Source organism: Pseudomonas sp. 3JA (assembly GCF_036961705.1).
Taxonomy (GTDB): Bacteria; Pseudomonadota; Gammaproteobacteria; order Pseudomonadales; family Pseudomonadaceae; genus Aquipseudomonas; species Aquipseudomonas fluorescens_Q.
The window spans coordinates 108874-129480 of record NZ_JBAMDJ010000005.1 but is presented as its reverse complement, the minus strand read 5'-3'; the positions used below and the strand labels follow the sequence as shown (position 1 = coordinate 129480).

The window sequence follows — 20607 nt, the reverse complement described above, 5'->3', positions numbered from 1 at the left end:
TGGCCGAGGAGATCGAGATGGGTTTGTTAGTCGAGGGCCGCTGGCAGGACCAGTGGTATGAAAGCAAGGACGGCACCTTCCAGCGCGAACAGGCGCAGCGCCGTCATTGGGTCACCGCCGACGGCAGCGCTGGCCCCTCGGGCGAGAGCGGCTTTGCCGCCGAGGCCGGACGCTACCATTTGTATGTCTCCCTGGCCTGTCCCTGGGCGCACCGCACGCTGATCTTGCGCAAGCTCAAGGGCCTGGAAGACTTGATCGATGTGTCGGTAGTCAGCTACCTGATGCTGGAAAACGGCTGGACCTTCGACAAGGCCCACGGCTCCACCGGCGACAAGCTCGACCATCTGCAATTCCTGCATCAGCGCTACACCGCCGACACGCCGGACTACACTGGCCGCGTCACGGTTCCGGCCCTTTGGGACAAACGCCAACAGCGCATCGTCAACAATGAATCGGCGGAAATCATCCGCATGTTCAACAGTGCCTTCGACGGCTTGACCGGCAACGGGCTGGACCTCTATCCCGAACACCTGCGCGGCGACATCGACGCGTTGAACGAGCGGATTTATCCGGCGGTGAACAATGGCGTGTATCGCGCCGGGTTCGCCACGACCCAAGCCGCGTATGAAGAAGCCTTCGACCGGCTATTCGCCGAACTGGATTGGCTGGAAGCGTTACTGGAAACCCGCCGCTACCTGGCTGGCGAATACCTGACCGAGGCCGACATCCGCCTGTTCACCACGATGATCCGATTCGACGCGGTGTACTTCGGCCACTTCAAATGCAACCTGCGGCGCATCGCCGATTATCCGAACCTGTCGAACTGGCTGCGGGAGCTGTACCAGTGGCCGGGCATTGCCGAGACCGTGGATTTCACGCATATCCAGGGCCATTACTATGGCAGCCACAAGACCATCAACCCCAATGGAATCGTGCCCAAGGGGCCGAAGCAGGATTTCAGGGTTGCCCATGATCGGGGAAGGTTGAGTGGGAACGGGATTTGGCAGCGCGATTAAGATCGTTCCCACGCTCCGCGTGGGAATGCCGCCCGGGACGCTCCGCGTTCCGCTCTTGGAGTGACGCAGAGCGTCACCGGATGCATTCCCACGCGGAGCGTGGGAACGATCAACGGTGCGGGTCTTTCTAGACCTGCCCCTGAGCCCCTTCAAACCAAGCTAGTTTCTCGCGCAACTGCACCACTTCCCCAACGATCACCAGCGTCGGCGCATGAACTTCGTGCTCGGCCACCAGCCGTGGCAAGTCCGCCAAAGTGCCGGTAAAGACCCGCTGGTTGGACGTCGTGCCCTGCTGGATCAGTGCCGCAGGCGTATCCGCCGCACGGCCATGCTTGATCAGCTCGCTGCAAATCATCGGCAGGCCGACCAAACCCATGTAGAACACCAATGTCTGGGCCGGAGAGACCAGGTCGGCCCAAGGCAAGTCACTGGTGCCATCCTTGAGATGGCCGGTGATGAAACGCACCGATTGGGCATAGTCGCGATGGGTCAGCGGGATCCCGGCGTAGGCCGCGCAACCGCTGGCCGCGGTGATGCCCGGGACGACCTGGAACGGAATGCCATGGGCCGCCAGTTCTTCGATCTCCTCGCCGCCGCGCCCGAAGATGAACGGATCGCCCCCCTTCAACCGCACCACGCGCTTGCCCTGGCGGGCCAGGTCGACCAATTGCTGGTTGATCTGGTCCTGGGGCACGGCGTGTTCGGAACGACGCTTGCCGACGTAGATGCGCTCGGCGTCGCGCCGGCACAGTTCCAGGATCGCCGGCGCCACCAGGCGGTCGTACAGCACCACGTCGGCCTGCTGCATCAAGCGCAAGGCGCGGAAGGTCAACAGGTCCGGATCACCCGGCCCGGCGCCCACCAGATAAACTTCGCCCGGCGCGTTCGGCGCCTGGCCATCGATCTTTTCCCGCAGTAGACGCTCGGCTTCCGCGCCCTGCCCGGCCAGTTGCCGGTCGGCGATAGGGCCCTGGAACACGTCTTCCCAGAACGCCCGTCGTTGCTGCACATCGGGAAACAAGCCTTTGACCTGGCTGCGAAAACGCGCCGCCAACCCAGCCAACTGCCCGTAGGTCGACGGAATCCAGGTTTCCAGCTTGGCCCGGATCAACCGCGCCAGCACCGGCGCATCGCCGCCACTGGACACCGCGATCACCAGGGGTGAACGGTCGACAATCGCCGGGAAGATCACGCTGCACAGCGCCGGCGCGTCCACCACGTTGACCGGCACGCAACGCTTATGAGCGTCTGCCGAGACCTGGGCATTGAGCGGTTCGTCGTCGGTGGCGGCGATGATCAGGCCGCAGCCGTCCAGATCCGCTTCGACGTAACCACGCAGGATGCATTCACCGCCGCTGCCACTGACCAGTTCCCGCAACTGCGGTTCGATGTCGGGTGCGACCACCCGCAGCAACGCTCCGGCATCGGCCAGCAAGCGGGACTTGCGCAAGGCAATCTCCCCGCCGCCGACCACCAGCACGCGGCTGCCGCGCAGGTTGTGGAACAGTGGCAAATAGTCCATTTAGCCGATGACCTCGATGCCGCCCATGTAGGGCTTCAACACTTCAGGCACACGGATCGAACCGTCGGCCTGCTGGTAGTTTTCCAGCACCGCCACCAGGGTACGACCCACCGCCAGGCCGGAGCCATTGAGGGTGTGGACCAGTTCCGGCTTGCCGGTTTCCGGATTGCGGAAACGCGCCTGCATGCGGCGGGCCTGGAAGTCACCGCAGTTGGAGCACGAAGAAATCTCGCGGTACTTGTCCTGGCTCGGGATCCAGACTTCCAGGTCGTAGGTCTTGACCGCGCTGAAGCCCATGTCGCCGGTGCACAGCGCCAGGGTGCGATACGGCAGTTCAAGCAGTTGCAGGACCTTCTCGGCGTTGGCGGTCAGGCTTTCCAGCGCTTCCATGGATTTCGACGGTTCGACAATCTGGACCATCTCGACCTTGTCGAACTGGTGCTGGCGGATCATGCCGCGGGTATCACGGCCCGACGCCCCGGCTTCACTGCGGAAGCATGGCGTGTGGGCGACGAACTTGATCGGCAGTTGCTTGGCGTCGACGATTTCGCCGGCCACGATGTTGGTCAGCGACACTTCGGCGGTCGGGATCAGGTACAGGTCGGCCTCGCCTTCGCGGCTGATCTTGAACAGGTCTTCCTCGAATTTCGGCAACTGGCCAGTGCCTTGCAGGGCCGGGGCCTGGACCAGGTACGGCGTGTAGGCTTCTTCGTAGCCGTGCTCGGTGACGTGCAGGTTGATCATGAACTGCGCCAGGGCCCGGTGCAGACGGGCAATCGGCCCACGCAGCAAGGCAAAACGGGCGCCCGACAGCTTGGCGGCGGTTTCGAAATCCAGCCAGCCGAATTTCTCGCCCAGGGCGACATGGTCCTGGACCGGGAAATCGAAGGTTGTCGGCGTGCCCCAACGGCGCACTTCGACGTTGCCGTCTTCGTCTTCCCCCACCGGCACCGATTCGTGAGGCAGGTTGGGAATGCCCAGCAGGATCGAATCCAGCTCGGTCTGGATCGCGTCCAGCTCGACCTTGCCGGCGCTCAACTCGCCCGCCATGCGCTCGACATCGGCCATCAGCGGCGCGATGTCTTCACCGCGTTGCTTGGCCTGACCGATGGATTTGGAGCGCGCGTTACGTTCAGCCTGCAGGGCTTCGGTGCGGGTCTGGACGGTCTTGCGCTGTTCTTCCAGCGCTTCGATGCGCGCGACGTCCAGGGCAAAGCCACGGGAAGCCAGGCGGTCCGCTACGTCCTGGAGGTTGCTACGTAACAGTTTGGAATCGAGCATGTCGGTCTCTCGTTATCAAAGTTTGGTCAAGGACAGGCCGGCCCAGGTAGCGAGCAGCCCGCCGAATACGCTGATGGCCGCATAGCCCAGGGCCAGCGGCACCTGCCCGCTTTCCAGCAGGCGCACCGTATCCAGTGAAAAGGATGAAAAGGTCGTCAGGCCGCCGAGAAAGCCAACCATCAGCCCGGCCCGCACCTCGATGGGCACTTCCGGGCGAATCAAAAACAGACCGTATAAAACGCCGATCAGCAGACAGCCAACGATATTAACGGCCAGCGTCGCGGTATAGAAGTGCCGGGGCCAATTTGCGTTGATCCAGTTGCCCGTGGCAAAACGCAGCAGCGTGCCGGCGACGCCGCCAGCGGAAACAGCAAGTATCAGGGGGATCAAGATTTTCTCCGCTGCCGTGGGCTCAAGCGATCCAGTTGTGCCAGGTGGTTGAGCTTCTCGCCGATCTTCAGCTCAAGGCCCCGCGGTACTGGCTGGTAGAAGCGCTGGGGTTCGAGTTCATCGGGGAAATAATCTTCACCGGCGGCATAGGCGTCCGGTTCGTCGTGGGCGTAACGGTATTCTTCGCCGTAGCCCAACTGCTTCATGAGCTTGGTCGGCGCGTTGCGCAGGTGCAGCGGCACCTCGAGAGAGCCGTGCTCGGTAGCGCTGCGCATCGCGGCCTTGAAGCCCATGTAGACGGCGTTGCTTTTCGGCGCGCAGGCCAGGTAGGTAATGGCCTGGGCCACGGCGAGCTCGCCTTCCGGGCTGCCGAGGCGCTCCTGCACGTCCCACGCCGCCAGGCACAGGCTCAGGGCCCGGGGGTCGGCATTACCGATGTCTTCGCTGGCCATGCGCACGACGCGCCGCGCCAGGTACAGTGGATCGCAGCCGCCGTCGATCATGCGCGCAAACCAGTACAAGGCCGCGTCGGGGTTGGAACCACGGATGGATTTGTGCAGCGCCGAAATCTGGTCGTAGAACGCCTCGCCGCCCTTGTCGAAGCGACGCCGGGTATCGCCCAGCAGGCTTTGCAGCAGCTCGACGCCAATCTCGCTGTCGTCTTCGGCCAGGTCCGAGGCGTTTTCCAGCAGGTTGAGCAAGCGTCGGCCATCGCCATCGGCGGCTGAAAACAGGATCTGGAAGCCTTCATCGCTGAGGCTCAAATGCCGCTTGCCCAGGCCGCGCTCCTCGGTCAGCGCCCGATGCACCAGCTTGCGCATCGCCACCTCGTCGAGGCTCTTGAGCACATAGACCCGCGCCCGGGACAGCAAGGCATTGTTGAGTTCGAACGAAGGGTTTTCGGTGGTCGCACCGATGAAAATCAGCGTGCCGTCTTCGACGTAGGGCAGGAACGCGTCCTGTTGAGACTTGTTGAAGCGGTGGACTTCGTCGACGAACAGGATGGTGCGCTTGCCGTATTGCCCGGCCTGCTGCTTGGCCACTTCCACCGCCTGGCGGATTTCCTTGACCCCGGCCAGCACCGCCGACACCGTTTCGAAGTGGGCGTCCGAGACTTCCGCCAGCAGTCGCGCCAGGGTGGTCTTGCCCACGCCCGGCGGGCCCCAGAAGATCATCGAGTGCAACGCACCCTGCTCCAAGGCCTCGCGCAGAGGCTTGCCGCGGGCGAGCACATGTTCCTGGCCGACGTACTCATCCAGGTTGGTCGCACGCAGGCGGGCGGCCAAGGGCTGGGCAATCGGGGCGCTTCGAAACAGGTCCATCACTACTTACACAACCTCCGCTGGGTCCTGTTGGCAATCCTCTCTGCCGGAGCAGATCGGCCCCCACAGACCTTTTCCCACAGGCCATTTCCAACAGGGGGCCAGTGTTTATTCCTGGATTACATCGGCACCCTTGGGGATGTCGAACTTGAACTTGGACGCGGCGATCGGCTCGTTGGCCTTGACCCCGGTGAACAGGATGTTGGTGCGCTGGCCGACACTGTCGATCAGTTGCATATCGTTGACCAGGCCGTTACGGAACGACAGGCGCAGGCTGTCGAACAGGCTGTCCTTGGTCTTGGGCTTGAGGGTGAAGTCAATCACACCCCCGGCCTCCTTGGAGGTGATCTCGAAGCTCTGGCTGATCTCGGAGATGTCGCCGGAGAGCAGCAACGCCGGCGTCTGGGTCAGGCGCTGGTCGAGGGTCTTGATGGTCACCTGTTCCAGGTCCGGGTCCCACAGGGAGACTTTCTTGCCATCGGAGACCATCAGTTGTTCGGCTGGCGCATCGGTGTGCCAGTAGAACAGGCCTGGACGCTGCAGGGCCATGTCGCCGGCGGTTTCCTGCAATTGGGTACCACTGCCATCGAGGGTCAACTGGGAGAAACGTGCCGTCAGGGTCTGGGAGCCCCCCAGCAATTGGGTCAGGCGGGCCACATCCTTTTCGCCGGCGTGGGCCGACATAGTAGACAAGGCCAGTACGGGCAACAGCAACATGCGAATCAGGCGCATGGGAGTCCTCATGAAGTCGTGGGGGGCGAGCGGCGTGTCAGCAGGCCGCCCGGGTCGTTAGTCGCGCATCGGGCCCGGCGCCAGTACTTCGCGCGAGCCGTTGGTGTTCATGGCCGTCACCACCCCGGCCATTTCCATGGCTTCGATCATGCGGGCGGCGCGGTTGTAGCCAATCTTCAGCTTGCGCTGAACGGCAGAAATCGAGGCCCGGCGGCTCTCCAGGACGAACTGCACCGCTTCGTCATAGAGCGCATCGGTTTCAGCATCGTCGTCACCGCCGCCGCTGCTGCCCTCGAAACCGCTGCCGGCTTCTTCGACACCGTTGAGAATGTCGTCGTTGTATTCAGGAGCACCGCGCAGTTTCCAGGCCTCCACCACGCGGTGCACTTCATCGTCGGAGACGAACGCGCCATGCACGCGAATCGGCAGGCTGGTGCCCGGCGGCATGTAGAGCATGTCACCGTGACCGAGCAACTGCTCGGCGCCGCCCTGGTCGATGATGGTCCGCGAGTCGATCTTGCTCGACACCTGGAACGCCATGCGGGTCGGAATGTTGGCCTTGATCAGGCCGGTGATCACGTCCACCGACGGCCGCTGTGTCGCGAGAATCAAGTGGATACCGGCCGCACGGGCCTTCTGGGCAATACGGGCGATCAGTTCTTCGACCTTCTTGCCGACGATCATCATCATGTCGGCGAATTCGTCCACCACCACCACGATGGTCGGCAGCTTGTGCAGCAGCGGGGCTTCGTCGTGGATACTTTCGCGGTGATACAGCGGGTCGCTCAACGGCGTACCGGCCTCTTCGGCTTCCTTGACCTTGGCGTTGAAGCCCGACAGGTTACGCACGCCCATCTTCGCCATCAGCTTGTAGCGGCGCTCCATCTCGGCGACGCTCCAGCGCAGCGCGTTGGCGGCGTCCTTCATGTCGGTGACCACCGGGCACAGCAAGTGCGGGATGCCCTCATAGATGGACAGCTCGAGCATTTTCGGGTCGATCATGATCAGCTTGGCGTCTTCGGGGCCGGATTTGAACAGAATCGACAGGATCATCGCGTTCACACCCACCGACTTACCGGAACCGGTGGTACCGGCCACCAGCAGGTGGGGCATTTTCGCCAGGTCGGTGATGACCGGCTTGCCGCCGATGTCGTGACCCAGGGCCAGGGTGACCGGCGACTTGTGGTTGTCGTACTCAGGCGTCGACAACACTTCCGAGAAGCGCACGATCTGCCGGTCTTCGTTGGGAATCTCGATACCCACGGTGGTCTTGCCGGGAATCACTTCCACCACCCGCACGCTGGTCACGGCCAGGGAACGCGCCAGGTCCTTCGCGAGGTTGGCGATGCGGCTGACCTTCACGCCGGCGGCCGGCTGGATTTCGTAGCGGGTGATGACCGGCCCCGGGTGGATCGAGTCCACCGAGACCTCGACGCCGAACTCCTTGAGCTTGATCTCCAGCAAATGACCGACGGCCGCCAGGGATTCCGGGGAATAGTTGAGTTGTTTCTTCTCGGCAGGGTCCAGGATCGAGATCGGCGGCAAGGTGCCTTCCACCGCGCTGTCGACGAACAGCGGCGCCTGTTTCTCCTTCTGGACGCGCTTGCTTTGCTCGGGCGGCTTGGCCGGGGCCATGGTGATGACCGGCGGCACCTGTTTCTCGCGCTCGGACATGTGCTTGCTCAACGCCTGCTCACGCTCGATCAGGCGCTCCTTGACCTTGGCCTGCTCGCGTTTGTCCGGCGTCGTCGGGGCTACCACGTCGTGGACGCGGTCGTCGACTTCACGCAGTTGCGCCACCAGTTGCTTGCGCTCGGTGCGCGCCGCCCACCAGCGGTTCATGGCGCCCTGGATCAGCTCGATCAGGTCGAGGGTGATCTTGCCGGTGACGTCCATGACCTTGAACCATGACAGGTCGGTGAATACCGTCAGGCCGAACAGGAACAGGGCGATGAACAGCAGCGTACTGCCCTGGATGTTCAGGGCGTTCCTGGCCAGGTCGCCGAGGCTTTCCCCCAGCGCCCCGCCCGCCCCGGCCGGCAAGCCGGTGGGCGCGTGGAAATGGATATGGGCCAGTGCGGCCCCCGACAACACCAGGAACACCAGGCCGATCAGCCGCCAGGAGAACAGCCAGCCGCTCCACTGCCACGGCTCGTGGCGCTGGCGGAAGATCTGGTAGGCCTTGATCGCCAGCAGCAACGGGAAGATGTAGGCGAAATAGCCCAGCACCATGAACAGGATATCGGCGCTGTAGGAACCGGCCGGACCGCCGAAATTCTGCACGTCGTCGATCTTGCTGTTATGGCTCCAGCCCGGATCGTCCTTGCCGTAGGTCAGCAGGGCCATCATCAGGAACAGGCACAGGGCGCCGATGGCGATCAACGCACCTTCCTTGAGCCGGTAGTGCAGTTGCTGGCGCCAGAGCGGAACGACTGGTTTGGGTGCTGCGGTGGATTTCTTCAAAACGCTTCTTTTCCTGCGCCAACGGCGCGTCCATCTGTTGAATGACTATAAAAAACTGCCCACGACGAGCAGGTAAAAAAGTGAATGTGCACAACCGGTACTACTTTTACCACTGTGGGGTGCATCCAGAAAACCGCAGGCGTTGCCGAAGATTTTGATCTTTAGCCTATCCTGCGTTCAAAACTCAAGCATTGTACGGTTTTGTCCGCGCCAAGGCATTGCCTGACAGCATAGCCGAATACAGGGTATACACGCGCCAATTGGACCATGCATTCTCTTTTGTGACAAAGGCTTATGAGGTGTTTTTTATGAGCGAAGTGAAGCATTCACGCCTGATCATTCTCGGTTCGGGCCCTGCGGGGTACAGCGCTGCCGTCTATGCTGCCCGCGCCAACCTCAAACCCGTTGTCATTACCGGCCTGCAGGCCGGTGGCCAGCTCACCACCACGGTGGAAGTCGACAACTGGCCCGGCGACGTCGAAGGCCTGACGGGCCCGGTACTGATGGAACGCATGCAACGGCACGCCGAGCGCTTCGACACGCAGATCGTCTACGACCATATTCACACCGCCAAGTTGCAACAGCGTCCCTTCGAGCTTATCGGCGACAGCGGCACCTACACCTGCGATGCGCTGATCATTGCCACCGGCGCTTCCGCGCAATACCTGGGCCTGCCCTCGGAAGAGACCTTCGCCGGCAAAGGCGTTTCGGCCTGTGCAACCTGCGATGGTTTTTTCTATCGAAACCAGGTGGTGGCCGTGGTCGGCGGCGGTAACACGGCGGTCGAGGAAGCCTTGTACCTGTCGAACATCGCCAGAGAAGTGCACCTGATCCACCGTCGCGACAAGCTGCGTTCAGAGAAGATCCTGCAAGACAAACTCTTCGAAAAGGCCGCCAGCGGCAATATCAAACTGCATTGGAACCAGAACCTGGATGAAGTCCTGGGCGACGCCAGCGGCGTGACTGGCGCGCGCCTGCGCCACAGCGAGACCGGCGAAACCAGCACCTTGCCCCTGTCCGGCGTATTCATTGCTATCGGCCATAAACCCAATACCGAGCTATTCCAGGGCCAGTTGAAGATGCGTGACGGCTACCTGTTCGTACGCGGCGGCAGCGAAGGCAACGCCACCGCAACCGATATCGAGGGCGTGTTCGCCGCCGGCGATGTGGCCGACCACGTCTATCGCCAGGCAATTACCTCAGCCGGTGCCGGCTGCATGGCCGCACTCGACGCTGAGAAGTATCTCGATGACATCCCTGCCGTTTGACGGTTAACCTTCCAGGCGGGCGCTCACGGATGGGCGAAGCCCGCCACCAGCCGCCCTCCCCTTCTACTAAGCCGGATACCAATGCTGACCTGGTTACAACGCAACAGCTTCGAGTTCCCGCCCCTGGCAAAAGCCATGCGCGACCCCAACGGGTTATTGGCCGCCGGCGGCGATCTATCCGCCGACAGGTTGATCCAGGCGTATCGCCATGGTTGCTTCCCATGGTTTTCCGAAGGGCAGCCGATCCTCTGGTGGTCGCCAGACCCGCGCACGGTGCTGTTTCCCGACGAACTGCACATATCCCGCAGCCTGGGCAAACTGCTGCGCAAGCAGCGCTATGAAGTGACATTCGATCGGGATTTTGCCGCAGTCATCCAGGCCTGCGCGGCGCCGCGGGACTATGCCGAGGGCACCTGGATCACCGACGCCATGCAAACCGCCTATCTGGAACTGCACCGACGCGGTTTCGCCCATTCGGTGGAAGTGTGGGACCAAGGGGCACTGGTGGGCGGCCTGTATGGCTTGGCCATGGGCCAGCTGTTTTTTGGCGAGTCGATGTTCAGCCGGGCCGACAATGCGTCGAAATTCGGCTTCGCGAGGCTGGTCCAACACCTCAAGGCCGCCGGTTTCGTGCTGATCGACTGCCAGATGCCCACCGAGCATCTGCACAGCCTGGGCGCCCGCTCGATTCCACGGACTGAGTTTGCTGGCTATCTCAAGGCCCATCTGGATCAACCCAACCACGCAACCTGGGTTTGCTGAGCGACATTCGCGCGCGTGGCTTACACTTAAATCTAAAAGCTTATCCGAGGGTTGATCATGACCGAGTTGGCGCGCTTGAAGTTCTATGCCACTCAGCCCCACTCTTGCAGTTATCTGCCGGAGGAGCAGGCCACGACGCTGTTCCTCGACCCCAGCCAGCCCATGGATGTGCATGTCTACGCAGACCTGTCGGAAATGGGCTTTCGTCGTAGCGGCGACCACCTCTACCGGCCCCATTGCCAGCATTGCAACGCCTGCGTCCCGGCGCGCATCCCTGTGACGCAATTTTTGCCCAACCGTCAGCAGAAACGCATTTTCAAGCGCAACGCCGATCTTCAGGTCCGCCCGGCCAAGCCGCAGTTCACCGAAGAATATTTCGACCTGTACCAGCGCTACATCGAACAACGCCATGCCGATGGCGACATGTACCCACCCAGTCGGGATCAGTTCTCGACCTTCCTGGTGCGCGACCTGCCGTTTTCCCGCTTCTACGAGTTCCGACTGGACGGGCGCCTGGTCGCCATCGCCGTCACGGACCTGCTGCCCAATGGACTTTCGGCGGTGTACACCTTCTACGAGCCGGACGAAGAACGGCGCAGCCTGGGACGATTTGCCATCCTCTGGCAAATCAACGAAGCCCGGCGCCTGGGCCTGGAAGCGGTGTACCTGGGCTACTGGATCAAGAACTGCAAGAAAATGAACTACAAGACCCAATATCGCCCCATTGAACTGCTGATTAACCAGCGGTGGGTTGTCCTGAGTTAAACCCCTTCGGCTTATAAAGCTAGAACCCCTTGGCTTGCCCCCCCTTTTTCGGGCACAATGCACGCCGCTTTTGCCTGGCGCAGTTGCACCGGGCCATTCACTGGATACCGAGGGCTTTACTGCATGTCGAAAGAAGACAGCTTCGAAATGGAAGGCACTGTCGTCGACACCCTGCCCAACACCATGTTTCGTGTGGAGTTGGAAAATGGGCACGTCGTAACCGCGCATATCTCCGGCAAGATGCGCAAGAACTACATTCGTATTCTTACCGGTGACAAAGTGCGCGTCGAGCTGACGCCCTATGACTTGAGCAAAGGGCGCATCACTTACCGCGCTCGCTAACAAGTCAATACAAAACGCCCGGCTGATGCCGGGCGTTTTTGTTTGCGCGCAACGCGGATCATTCCCACGCTCCGCGTGGAATGCAGCCAGGGACGCTCTGCGTCCCAAAAGCCGAACGCGGAGCGTCCGTTGAGGCATTCATCCCATACACAGCAAAAAGGCGCCTTTCGGCGCCTTTTGCTTTGTTGCGGGTCGATCAGGCCATTTCGGCCGTGGTTTCGAAGTCGAAGGTCAGTTCGCCGTCCTTGATGTCGATGTGCACCACACCGCCATGCTCGGCCAGTTCGCCAAAGAGGATTTCCTCGGCCAGCGGACGCTTGATCTTGTCCTGGATCAAGCGAGCCATCGGCCGCGCGCCCATCGTCACATCGTAACCACCTTCTGCCAGCCAACTGCGGGCCGCATCGGTGACTTCCAACAAGACACGCTTGTCTTCGAGTTGCGCCTGAAGTTCGGTAAGGAACTTGTCCACCACGCTCTTGATGACTTCATGGCTGAGGCGACCAAACTGGATAATGGTATCCAGGCGGTTGCGGAATTCAGGCGTGAAGCTCTTCTTGATCACTTCCATCGCATCGGACGAGTGGTCCTGATGGGTGAAACCGATCGAAGCGCGAGCCGCAGTTTCGGCACCGGCGTTCGTGGTCATGATGATGATCACGTTGCGGAAGTCCGCCTTGCGCCCGTTGTTATCGGTCAGCGTGCCGTGGTCCATGACCTGCAGGAGCAGGTTGAAGACTTCCGGATGCGCCTTCTCGATTTCGTCGAGCAACAATACGCAGTGTGGCTGCTTGGTGATGGCTTCGGTCAGCAGGCCGCCCTGGTCGAAACCGACATAGCCTGGAGGCGCACCGATCAGACGCGATACGGTGTGGCGCTCCATGTACTCGGACATGTCGAAGCGAACCAGCTCGATACCCATTGCCTTGGCCAGTTGCCGCGCGGCCTCAGTCTTGCCGACGCCGGTAGGACCGGCGAACAGGAACGAACCCACGGGCTTGTCCGGCGATTTGAGACCGGCGCGGGACAGCTTGATGGCGGTCGACAGCGAGTCGATGGCCGCATCCTGGCCGAACACCGTCAGCTTCAGGTCACGCTCCAGGTTACGCAGCAACTCCTTGTCGGAACTGGTGACGTGCTTAGGCGGAATACGCGCGATTTTCGCCACGATATCCTCGACCTGAGGCACTTCGATGCGCTTGACGCGCTTCTCCAACGGTTGCAGGCGCTGGTAGGCACCCGCCTCGTCGATGACGTCGATGGCCTTGTCCGGCATGTGCCGGTCGTTGATGTAACGCGAGGCCAGCTCAGCCGCCGCGCGCAGGGCTTCATCGCTGTATTCGATGTTGTGGTGCAGCTCGAAACGCCCTTTCAGGCCGCGCAGGATACCAATGGTGTCCTCCACCGAAGGCTCCGACACATCGACCTTCTGGAAACGCCGGGCCAGGGCACGGTCTTTCTCGAAGATCCCGCGAAATTCCTGGAACGTGGTCGAGCCGATGCAACGAATATCACCCGACGACAGCAATGGCTTGAGCAGGTTCGACGCATCCATGACCCCACCCGACGCCGCCCCGGCACCAATAATGGTGTGGATTTCGTCGATGAACAGGATCGCTTGCGGACGTTTTTTCAACTCGCCGAGCAACGCCTTGAAGCGTTTCTCGAAGTCACCGCGGTACTTGGTACCGGCCAGCAAGGCACCCAGATCGAGGGAATACACCACGCTGTTGGCCAGCAGGTCCGGCACCTGGTCGTCAACGATGCGCTTGGCCAGGCCTTCGGCGATGGCGGTCTTGCCCACGCCCGCCTCGCCCACCAGCAATGGGTTGTTCTTGCGACGCCGAGCCAGGATCTGGGCAACACGCTCGACTTCCGCTTCGCGCCCGACCAGCGGGTCAATGCGCCCCTGGCGTGCCAGTTCGTTCAGGTTGCTGGCATAGGCATCCAATGGGTTGCCTGAAGAAGAAGACTCACCGCCCTCGTCGTCCTGCATATCCTGCTCACCCTCGGAATGATCGCCATGCCCCGGCACCTTGGAGATGCCATGGGCGATGTAGTTGACGACATCGATACGCGCAACGCTCTGCTGCTTGAGCAGGAACACCGCCTGGCTTTCCTGCTCGCTGAAGATGGCAACCAGCACGTTGGCGCCGGTGACTTCACGCTTGCCCGAGCTCTGTACATGGAAGACAGCACGCTGCAGGACACGCTGGAAGCCCAGGGTTGGCTGGGTTTCGCGATCCTCGTCATGAACGGGGATCAGTGGCGTGGTGGAGTCGATGAACTCCTGCAGATCATGCTTGAGTTTATCGAGGTTCGCGCCGCAGGCACGCAAAACGGTGGCGGCAGCCTCGTTATCCAATAGGGCCAGCAGCAGGTGTTCGACGGTCATGAATTCATGACGCTTCGAACGAGCCTCCTTGAAGGCAAGATTGAGGGTGACTTCGAGCTCGCGGTTTAACATAGCTTCACCTCATACCCAAGTGGTCGGCGTTAACCGTCCTTCTCGATTTCACAGAGTAGCGGATGCTGGCTTTCCCGGGCGTATTGGTTGACCTGCATGGCCTTCGTCTCGGCGATGTCGCGGGTAAACACTCCACATACTGCCCGTCCCTCTGTATGGACGGCCAGCATGACCTTGGTCGCCAGCTCGCGATTCAGGTTAAAAAACACCTCGAGCACTTCGACGACGAAATCCATCGGTGTGTAGTCATCGTTGAACAAAACCACCTTGTACATCGGTGGCGCCTGTAATGCAGGCTTTGCCTCCTGAACAGCAATGCCTGCGGAATCGTCGTCGTGTAGATCCGGGCGATCCTGATTGAATGTTAGTCGAATCTGGCTGACTGCATGCATGGAAAGAAAGGTTCGTTTAGTTGGCGAATACAGTGATGGGGGCGCTTGTGGGCGATTTCAACCACGACCACCCGGCCACCTTGACTATCGGCAAAACGGTGTTACAACCAATAGAGCCCATCGTGGGTTAAAAAGGTCCGTGGAATCTATCCTTACTTCAAGATTAGCCTGCGGATGGACTGGATGATACTCCAGTGATGGAGTGCGTTGCAGAGGGAAATGGGTTATGTCGGTCGTCAAGATGAATGGCAAGGTGAAATGGTTCAACAATGCCAAGGGCTACGGTTTCATTATCGCGGCCGGCAGGGATGATGAAGACCTTTTCGCCCATTACTCGGCCATCAACATGGAAGGCTATAAAACCCTGAAGGCCGGACAGTCTGTGACGTTCGACGTCATCCAGGGACCCAAGGGCCTGCACGCGGTCAACATCAAGGTTGTCACCGCCGAACAAACGCCCGCCCCTGTCCAGGCCAGGGTCACCGAGACCCATTGACCGGTCGCTGCACCGGACAAATGAAAATGCCCGGCTCGATCACTCGAGCCGGGCATTCGCGCTGAGCGCCGATCCGCTTACATGTGCGAGATCAGGGCATCGCCGAAGCCCGAGGACGACACCAGCTTGGCGCCCTCCATCAGACGTTCGAAGTCATAGGTCACGGTCTTGGCCGAAATCGCGCCATTGGTGCCCTTGATGATCAGGTCGGCCGCTTCGGTCCAACCCATGTGGCGCAGCATCATTTCCGCCGACAGGATCAACGACCCCGGGTTGACCTGGTCCTTTCCGGCATACTTGGGCGCGGTACCGTGGGTGGCTTCGAACATGGCCACGGTGTCGGACAGGTTGGCGCCCGGCGCAATACCGATACCGCCCACTTCCGCCGCCAGGGCGTCGGACAGGTAGTCACCGTTCAGGTTCAGAGTGGCGATCACGTCATATTCGGCCGGACGCAGCAGGATCTGCTGCAACATCGCATCGGCGATGGCGTCCTTGACGATGACATTCTTGCCGGTCTTCGGATTCTTGAACTGCATCCACGGTCCGCCGTCGAGCAAGGTCGCGCCAAACTCCTCGGCCGCCACTTCGTAGGCCCATTCCTTGAAGGCACCTTCGGTGAACTTCATGATGTTGCCTTTATGCACGATGGTCAGCGAGTCGCGGTCATTGTCGACAACATACTGCAAGGCCTTGCGGGCCAGGCGCTTGGTGCCCTGCTTGGAAACCGGCTTGACGCCGATGCCGCAGTCCTCGTCGAAACGGATCTTGGTCACACCCATTTCTTCTTTCAGGAACTTGATGACCTTGGTCGCTTCGGCCGAACCGGCCTTCCACTCGATGCCAGCGTAGATGTCCTCGGAGTTCTCGCGGAAGATCGTCATGTCCACGTCGCCAGGCTTCTTGACAGGGCTTGGCACGCCTTCGAACCAGCGCACCGGACGCAGGCACACGTACAGGTCGAGCTGCTGGCGCAGGGCCACGTTCAGCGAACGGATACCACCACCCACCGGCGTGGTCAGCGGACCCTTGATGGAAACCACGTAATCCTTGACCGCGTCCAGGGTTTCCTGGGGCAGCCAGGTGTCCTGGTCGTAGACTTGAGTCGCTTTCTCACCGGCATAGACTTCCATCCAGGAAATCTTGCGCTTGCCGCCATAGGCCTTCTGAACCGCAGCGTCCACAACCTTGATCATGACCGGACTGATATCGACGCCAATGCCGTCGCCTTCGATGAAGGGGATGATCGGGTTGTCGGGAACATTAAGAGAATGGTCTGCATTGACGGTGATTTTGTCACCGACGGCTGGAACCTGAATCTTTTGATACCCCATGCTGAACTCCATTGCTTGGATTGAACATCTGGCTGCGTTCGAGCGTACCCCACTTGAATCGGCACGCAAACCCTACGTTAGGCTCATCCGGGGTAAAGCGTTGCAGTTCGCGGTGTACAACTCTGAAAACCAAGGGAAAAGCGCCAAACATGAGCATAGCCCGCTCCTTGGGTACTGCGACGTTTAGACCAATGGACGTGTACGGAAGTCTATGAACCATCGGCAGATTGCCAGCTACCTATGTATAATGCCGCCGCTGACCACAGGGTCACGCTGGCTGAGCGCTCTATCACAGGACTTTTCCGCCAGTTTAAAAGCCGGACCGTTACCGCGGCCCAACCGCTTGACGCTCGACTGATGCACCCAACATCACCGCGAAGAAACCTCGACATTCGGTTCACGGATGACTTTGAACGAACGCGCTTACCCGGCGCCCTCGAGTTTCTGCGCATGCTTTAGCAAAGAAGAGAGTTAATCCGAATATGCCCACCCGCTCGAAGATCATCTATACCTTCACCGACGAAGCGCCCGCCCTCGCCACCTATTCGCTGCTGCCGATCGTCGAAGCCTTTACCGCTTCGGCCGATATCGCCGTGGAAACCCGCGATATCTCCCTCGCAGGGCGCATCCTGGCCAGCTTCCCCGAGCAACTGGGTGACAAAGCCGTAGCCGACCACCTCGCCGAATTGGGCGACCTGGCCGTCACGCCTGAAGCCAACATCATCAAGCTGCCGAACATCAGCGCCTCGGTGCCGCAACTGCAGGCCGCGATCAAGGAATTGCAGGCCCAGGGCTACGCACTGCCGGACTATCCGGAAACCGTGACCACCGATGCCGAGAAAGACGCTCGCGCCCGCTACGACAAGGTCAAGGGCAGCGCCGTGAACCCGGTCCTGCGCGAAGGCAACTCCGACCGCCGCGCACCGCTGTCGGTCAAGAACTACGCCCGCAAGCACCCGCACAAGATGGGCGCCTGGGCAGCCGACTCCAAATCCCACGTGGCCCACATGAGCACCGGCGATTTCTACGGCAGCGAAAAAGCCGCCCTGATCGACGCCGCGGGCAGCGTGAAAATCGAGCTGATCGCCCAGGACGGCACTGCCACTGTCCTGAAAGAAAAAACCACCGTACAAGCCGGTGAGATCCTCGACTGCGCCGTGATGAGCAAAAACGCCCTGCGCGACTTCATCGCCGCTGAAATCGAAGACGCCAAGCAAAAAGGCGTCCTGCTGTCGGTTCACCTCAAGGCCACCATGATGAAGGTCTCCGACCCGATCATGTTCGGCCAGATCGTTGCCGAGTTCTATAAAGATGCCCTGGCCAAGCACGCACAAGTGCTGGAGCAGATCGGCTTCAACCTGAACAACGGCATCGGCGATCTGTACGCCCGCATCAAGGCCCTGCCGGCCGAGCAACAGGCGCAGATCGAAGCCGACATCCAGGCGGTCTACGCGGCGCGCCCATCCCTGGCGATGGTCAACTCCGACAAAGGCATCACCAACCTGCACGTGCCGAGCGACGTCATCGTCGACGCCTCGATGCCGGCCATGATCCGTGACTCCGGCAAGATGTGGGGCACCGACGGCCAACTGCACGACACCAAGGCCGTGATCCCGGATCGCTGCTATGCCACCATCTACCAGGCGGTGATCGAAGACTGCAAGCAACACGGCGCCTTCGACCCAACCACCATGGGCAGCGTGCCGAACGTTGGCCTGATGGCCAAGAAAGCCGAAGAGTACGGCTCCCACGACAAGACCTTCCAGATCAAGGTCGACGGCGTGGTCCGTGTTTCGGACAGCAACGGCCGCACCCTGCTGGAGCAAAGCGTCGAAGCTGGCGACATCTTCCGCATGTGCCAGACCAAGGACGCGCCGATCCAGGATTGGGTCAAGCTGGCCGTCAACCGTGCCCGCGCCAGCGACACGCCGGCAATCTTCTGGCTGGACCCGATGCGCGCCCATGACGGCGTCGTGATCGAGAAAGTCCAGACCTACCTGAAGGACTACGACACTGCCGGACTGGACATCCGCATCATGGCGCCGGTCGACGCGATGAAGTTCACCCTGGCCCGCACCCGCGAAGGCAAGGACACCATCTCGGTGACTGGCAACGTACTGCGCGACTACCTGACCGACCTGTTCCCGATCATGGAACTGGGCACCAGCGCCAAGATGCTGTCGATCGTGCCGCTGATGAACGGCGGTGGCCTGTTCGAAACCGGCGCTGGCGGCTCGGCCCCCAAGCACGTGCAGCAATTGCTGGAAGAAAACTTCCTGCGCTGGGATTCCCTGGGCGAGTTCCTGGCCCTGGCCGCTTCCCTCGAGCACCTGGGCGTGACCTACAACAACCCGAAAGCACTGGTGCTGGCCAAGACCCTGGACCAGGCTACCGGTGAGTTCCTGGACCGCAACAAGTCGCCTTCGCGCAAGGTCGGCGGCATCGACAACCGTGGCAGCCACTTCTACCTGACCCTGTTCTGGGCCCAGGCTCTGGCCGCCCAGGATGACGACGCAGCCCTCAAGGCTCAGTTCGCTTCCCTGGCCAAGACATTGACCGACAACGAAGAAAAAATCGTTGCCGAGCTCAACGCCGTCCAGGGCAAGCCCGTGGACATCGGCGGCTACTACTTCGCCAACCCGGAGCTGACCAGCAAGGCCATGCGCCCGAGCAACACCTTCAACGCAGCGATTGCCGCGCTGGTGTAAGGTTGTAAGGGAACACCACGAACCCCGGCCTTGTGCCGGGGTTTGTGTTTCCAGGCATACCAAGCGCTCCCCAACCTATCTTGCCCCACCCCATTGGCTGCCCAGGCTTACCTTGACAGTACAATCAGACAGCCTAGCCTTAAAAGCATCGTTCTAAGTACGCCCTCTTCACTGAAGGTGCATGAAGTAAACCGCGAGCGCTGAACGACCGGTGTGACCCCTACACCTTTTCAACCTTCGTGGATGCGAGATGTCTCGGCAAGAGAACGAGAGAGAGTCAGATCAGGCGTCATTCTGATTGCCAGCAGGTGTATCGACCTCAAGTGAGCGAAAACTGGATTGCTGAAATCGGCTACGTAGCGATAGCAACCCTTTTGGATAGTTTGAGTTTTCAGCGAAAAATACGCACTTATAAACTCACTACCAGACTCATAAACTGAGGAAATACACCATGAGAAAGACTGCGCAAGCAATTATGAACGCTCAAATACCCTTCACAATTGGAAATTTAGACTTTCAACAACTGCGAGGCTCCCCCACCCTATTTAGGAGAGAGGGCGCTGATGAGCCTTTTGAATACCCTAAAATAGAGGAATTTCCCGACCGTTACGCCATACGCTGCTCTACAGACATCCGCCCCAATCGCTTTGGACAGATATACAACTACACCCCCACCACACAACAACTAACCTTTACAAGCCCAGATGCCACATACACATTCAATTTAAACAAATTCGGAAATCAAGTTATCTACTCAACCAACTCACCTGGCGCAAGCGTCAGAGCCCCCTCTATTGTCTTCGAGGACTTTCCAGGGTTAATTCAGCTCGAAATGCACATACCCGGTAAAAAATTCGACCAGCAGACAGATAAGGCCGAATGGCCCGAGGTGCAAATCAACGACCAGGTCATCAAACATTCCTCAACCAGCCCCGCGCTTACTGCCCCAAAAGAAAAGGTCTTACAAGTCGTTATCAACCCCACGGACAGATTTTCATCTTTAGGTAACGTCACGCTCTATCTTTCAGGCTGCGATGTATACCAAGAGTACCCACCGGGAGAAATGCACAAAATCGACAAACTCGTAGGGACGATGTCTACCGACCTCTACCTGACACCGGACAAAAGCTATCCGCCTGGCGTAACGAACCTGACGATAGAAGACGGGTTTTCGGACGCAACTGCCGTCATCGAATTCGACCACGACACTTCAAAAAAACAGGTGACCATTACAATAAAATCATTTACAGGCGCAGGGAAACTTTGTGACATACGGGACTTTCCTTACCTCGACAAATACTATCCGAATGCAATATGTATCGCCCTGTGAGGATAGCCATACTTTGC

Annotated in this window: 17 protein-coding genes; 8 read left to right on the top strand and 9 right to left on the bottom strand. The window is 60.2% G+C overall.

Annotated features, from left to right (window positions below):
- Nucleotides 1-17 precede the first annotated feature (17 nt).
- Nucleotides 18-1016, top strand: coding sequence for a glutathione S-transferase family protein (locus tag V7773_RS05675; RefSeq protein WP_336072617.1), 999 nt, complete (start codon nt 18-20; stop codon nt 1014-1016).
- 127 nt (nt 1017-1143) lie between these two features.
- On the opposite strand, the gene cysG is transcribed toward V7773_RS05675, so the two are convergent.
- From cysG to V7773_RS05645, 6 genes are all read right to left on the bottom strand, one after another.
- Nucleotides 1144-2538 (bottom strand): siroheme synthase CysG, encoded by a 1395-nt coding sequence (cysG, locus tag V7773_RS05670; protein ID WP_336072616.1) that lies wholly within the window; start codon nt 2536-2538, stop codon nt 1144-1146.
- Complete coding sequence (gene serS, locus V7773_RS05665) at nt 2539-3819, bottom strand: serine--tRNA ligase (protein WP_063320495.1); 1281 nt, start codon at nt 3817-3819, stop codon at nt 2539-2541. It abuts the gene before it with no gap.
- 15 nt (nt 3820-3834) lie between these two features.
- The gene (gene crcB / locus V7773_RS05660; RefSeq protein WP_018608522.1) at nt 3835-4209 is read right to left on the bottom strand and encodes a fluoride efflux transporter CrcB; all 375 of its coding nucleotides are present in this window, start codon (nt 4207-4209) and stop codon (nt 3835-3837) included.
- A complete protein-coding gene (locus V7773_RS05655; protein ID WP_336072615.1) occupies nt 4206-5531 on the bottom strand; it encodes a replication-associated recombination protein A in 1326 nt (441 codons plus the stop codon). Before V7773_RS05655 ends, crcB begins: the two co-directional genes overlap by 4 nt.
- 108 nt (nt 5532-5639) lie before the next feature.
- The gene (gene lolA, locus V7773_RS05650; protein ID WP_336072614.1) at nt 5640-6263 is read right to left on the bottom strand and encodes an outer membrane lipoprotein chaperone LolA; all 624 of its coding nucleotides are present in this window, start codon (nt 6261-6263) and stop codon (nt 5640-5642) included.
- A 57-nt stretch (nt 6264-6320) separates the two neighbouring features.
- Nucleotides 6321-8726, bottom strand: a complete 2406-nt coding sequence (locus V7773_RS05645) for a DNA translocase FtsK (protein ID WP_060741564.1) — start codon at nt 8724-8726, stop codon at nt 6321-6323.
- Between the two features lie 308 nt (nt 8727-9034).
- Between V7773_RS05645 and trxB the strand changes: the two genes are divergently transcribed.
- The 4 genes from trxB (at nt 9035) to infA (ending at nt 11863) form a co-directional block, all read left to right on the top strand.
- The gene (gene trxB / locus V7773_RS05640; protein WP_336072613.1) at nt 9035-9994 is read left to right on the top strand and encodes a thioredoxin-disulfide reductase; all 960 of its coding nucleotides are present in this window, start codon (nt 9035-9037) and stop codon (nt 9992-9994) included.
- Nucleotides 9995-10075: 81 nt separating this feature from the next.
- Nucleotides 10076-10756, top strand: a complete 681-nt coding sequence (gene aat / locus V7773_RS05635) for a leucyl/phenylalanyl-tRNA--protein transferase (RefSeq protein WP_336072612.1) — start codon at nt 10076-10078, stop codon at nt 10754-10756.
- A gap of 57 nt (nt 10757-10813) precedes the next feature.
- Nucleotides 10814-11521 (top strand): arginyltransferase, encoded by a 708-nt coding sequence (locus tag V7773_RS05630; protein WP_063320488.1) that lies wholly within the window; start codon nt 10814-10816, stop codon nt 11519-11521.
- A 123-nt stretch (nt 11522-11644) separates the two neighbouring features.
- Nucleotides 11645-11863 carry a translation initiation factor IF-1 gene (gene infA, locus V7773_RS05625; RefSeq protein ID WP_002553999.1) on the top strand — a complete coding sequence of 73 codons (219 nt, stop codon included), beginning with the start codon at nt 11645-11647 and terminating at the stop codon, nt 11861-11863.
- 196 nt (nt 11864-12059) lie between these two features.
- Here the strand turns inward: infA and clpA are convergent, their stop codons facing one another.
- Nucleotides 12060-14330, bottom strand: a complete 2271-nt coding sequence (gene clpA / locus V7773_RS05620) for an ATP-dependent Clp protease ATP-binding subunit ClpA (protein WP_063320487.1) — start codon at nt 14328-14330, stop codon at nt 12060-12062.
- Nucleotides 14331-14359: 29 nt separating this feature from the next.
- Nucleotides 14360-14722: an ATP-dependent Clp protease adapter ClpS gene (gene clpS, locus V7773_RS05615; protein ID WP_003180089.1), complete on the bottom strand. Its 363-nt coding sequence runs from the start codon at nt 14720-14722 to the stop codon at nt 14360-14362.
- A 226-nt stretch (nt 14723-14948) separates the two neighbouring features.
- On the opposite strand from clpS, the gene V7773_RS05610 reads away from it, so the two are divergent.
- Nucleotides 14949-15218: a cold shock domain-containing protein gene (locus V7773_RS05610; RefSeq protein WP_336072610.1), complete on the top strand. Its 270-nt coding sequence runs from the start codon at nt 14949-14951 to the stop codon at nt 15216-15218.
- 77 nt (nt 15219-15295) lie between these two features.
- Here the strand turns inward: V7773_RS05610 and icd are convergent, their stop codons facing one another.
- Nucleotides 15296-16552 (bottom strand): NADP-dependent isocitrate dehydrogenase, encoded by a 1257-nt coding sequence (gene icd, locus V7773_RS05605; protein WP_063320485.1) that lies wholly within the window; start codon nt 16550-16552, stop codon nt 15296-15298.
- A 482-nt stretch (nt 16553-17034) separates the two neighbouring features.
- Here icd and V7773_RS05600 point away from each other — a divergent pair, with 482 nt between their 5' ends.
- Nucleotides 17035-19260, top strand: a complete 2226-nt coding sequence (locus V7773_RS05600; RefSeq protein WP_072339621.1) for an NADP-dependent isocitrate dehydrogenase — start codon at nt 17035-17037, stop codon at nt 19258-19260.
- A 451-nt stretch (nt 19261-19711) separates the two neighbouring features.
- Nucleotides 19712-20590, top strand: coding sequence for a hypothetical protein (locus V7773_RS05595; protein WP_336072608.1), 879 nt, complete (start codon nt 19712-19714; stop codon nt 20588-20590).
- Nucleotides 20591-20607 lie beyond the last annotated feature (17 nt).

Excerpts from the sequence above, each read along its gene's own strand:
- serS (WP_063320495.1), bottom strand. The coding sequence starts at position 3,819 with ATGCTCGATTCCAAACTGTTACGTAGCAACCTCCAGGACGTAGCGGAC.
- lolA (WP_336072614.1), bottom strand. The coding sequence starts at position 6,263 with ATGCGCCTGATTCGCATGTTGCTGTTGCCCGTACTGGCCTTGTCTACT.
- aat (WP_336072612.1), top strand. The coding sequence starts at position 10,076 with ATGCTGACCTGGTTACAACGCAACAGCTTCGAGTTCCCGCCCCTGGCA.
- trxB (WP_336072613.1), top strand. The coding sequence starts at position 9,035 with ATGAGCGAAGTGAAGCATTCACGCCTGATCATTCTCGGTTCGGGCCCT.
- cysG (WP_336072616.1), bottom strand. The coding sequence starts at position 2,538 with ATGGACTATTTGCCACTGTTCCACAACCTGCGCGGCAGCCGCGTGCTG.
- V7773_RS05610 (WP_336072610.1), top strand. The coding sequence starts at position 14,949 with ATGTCGGTCGTCAAGATGAATGGCAAGGTGAAATGGTTCAACAATGCC.
- V7773_RS05655 (WP_336072615.1), bottom strand. The coding sequence starts at position 5,531 with ATGGACCTGTTTCGAAGCGCCCCGATTGCCCAGCCCTTGGCCGCCCGC.
- clpS (WP_003180089.1), bottom strand. The coding sequence starts at position 14,722 with ATGCATGCAGTCAGCCAGATTCGACTAACATTCAATCAGGATCGCCCG.
- V7773_RS05630 (WP_063320488.1), top strand. The coding sequence starts at position 10,814 with ATGACCGAGTTGGCGCGCTTGAAGTTCTATGCCACTCAGCCCCACTCT.
- infA (WP_002553999.1), top strand. The coding sequence starts at position 11,645 with ATGTCGAAAGAAGACAGCTTCGAAATGGAAGGCACTGTCGTCGACACC.
- V7773_RS05600 (WP_072339621.1), top strand. The coding sequence starts at position 17,035 with ATGCCCACCCGCTCGAAGATCATCTATACCTTCACCGACGAAGCGCCC.
- clpA (WP_063320487.1), bottom strand. The coding sequence starts at position 14,330 with ATGTTAAACCGCGAGCTCGAAGTCACCCTCAATCTTGCCTTCAAGGAG.
- V7773_RS05675 (WP_336072617.1), top strand. The coding sequence starts at position 18 with ATGGGTTTGTTAGTCGAGGGCCGCTGGCAGGACCAGTGGTATGAAAGC.
- icd (WP_063320485.1), bottom strand. The coding sequence starts at position 16,552 with ATGGGGTATCAAAAGATTCAGGTTCCAGCCGTCGGTGACAAAATCACC.
- V7773_RS05595 (WP_336072608.1), top strand. The coding sequence starts at position 19,712 with ATGAGAAAGACTGCGCAAGCAATTATGAACGCTCAAATACCCTTCACA.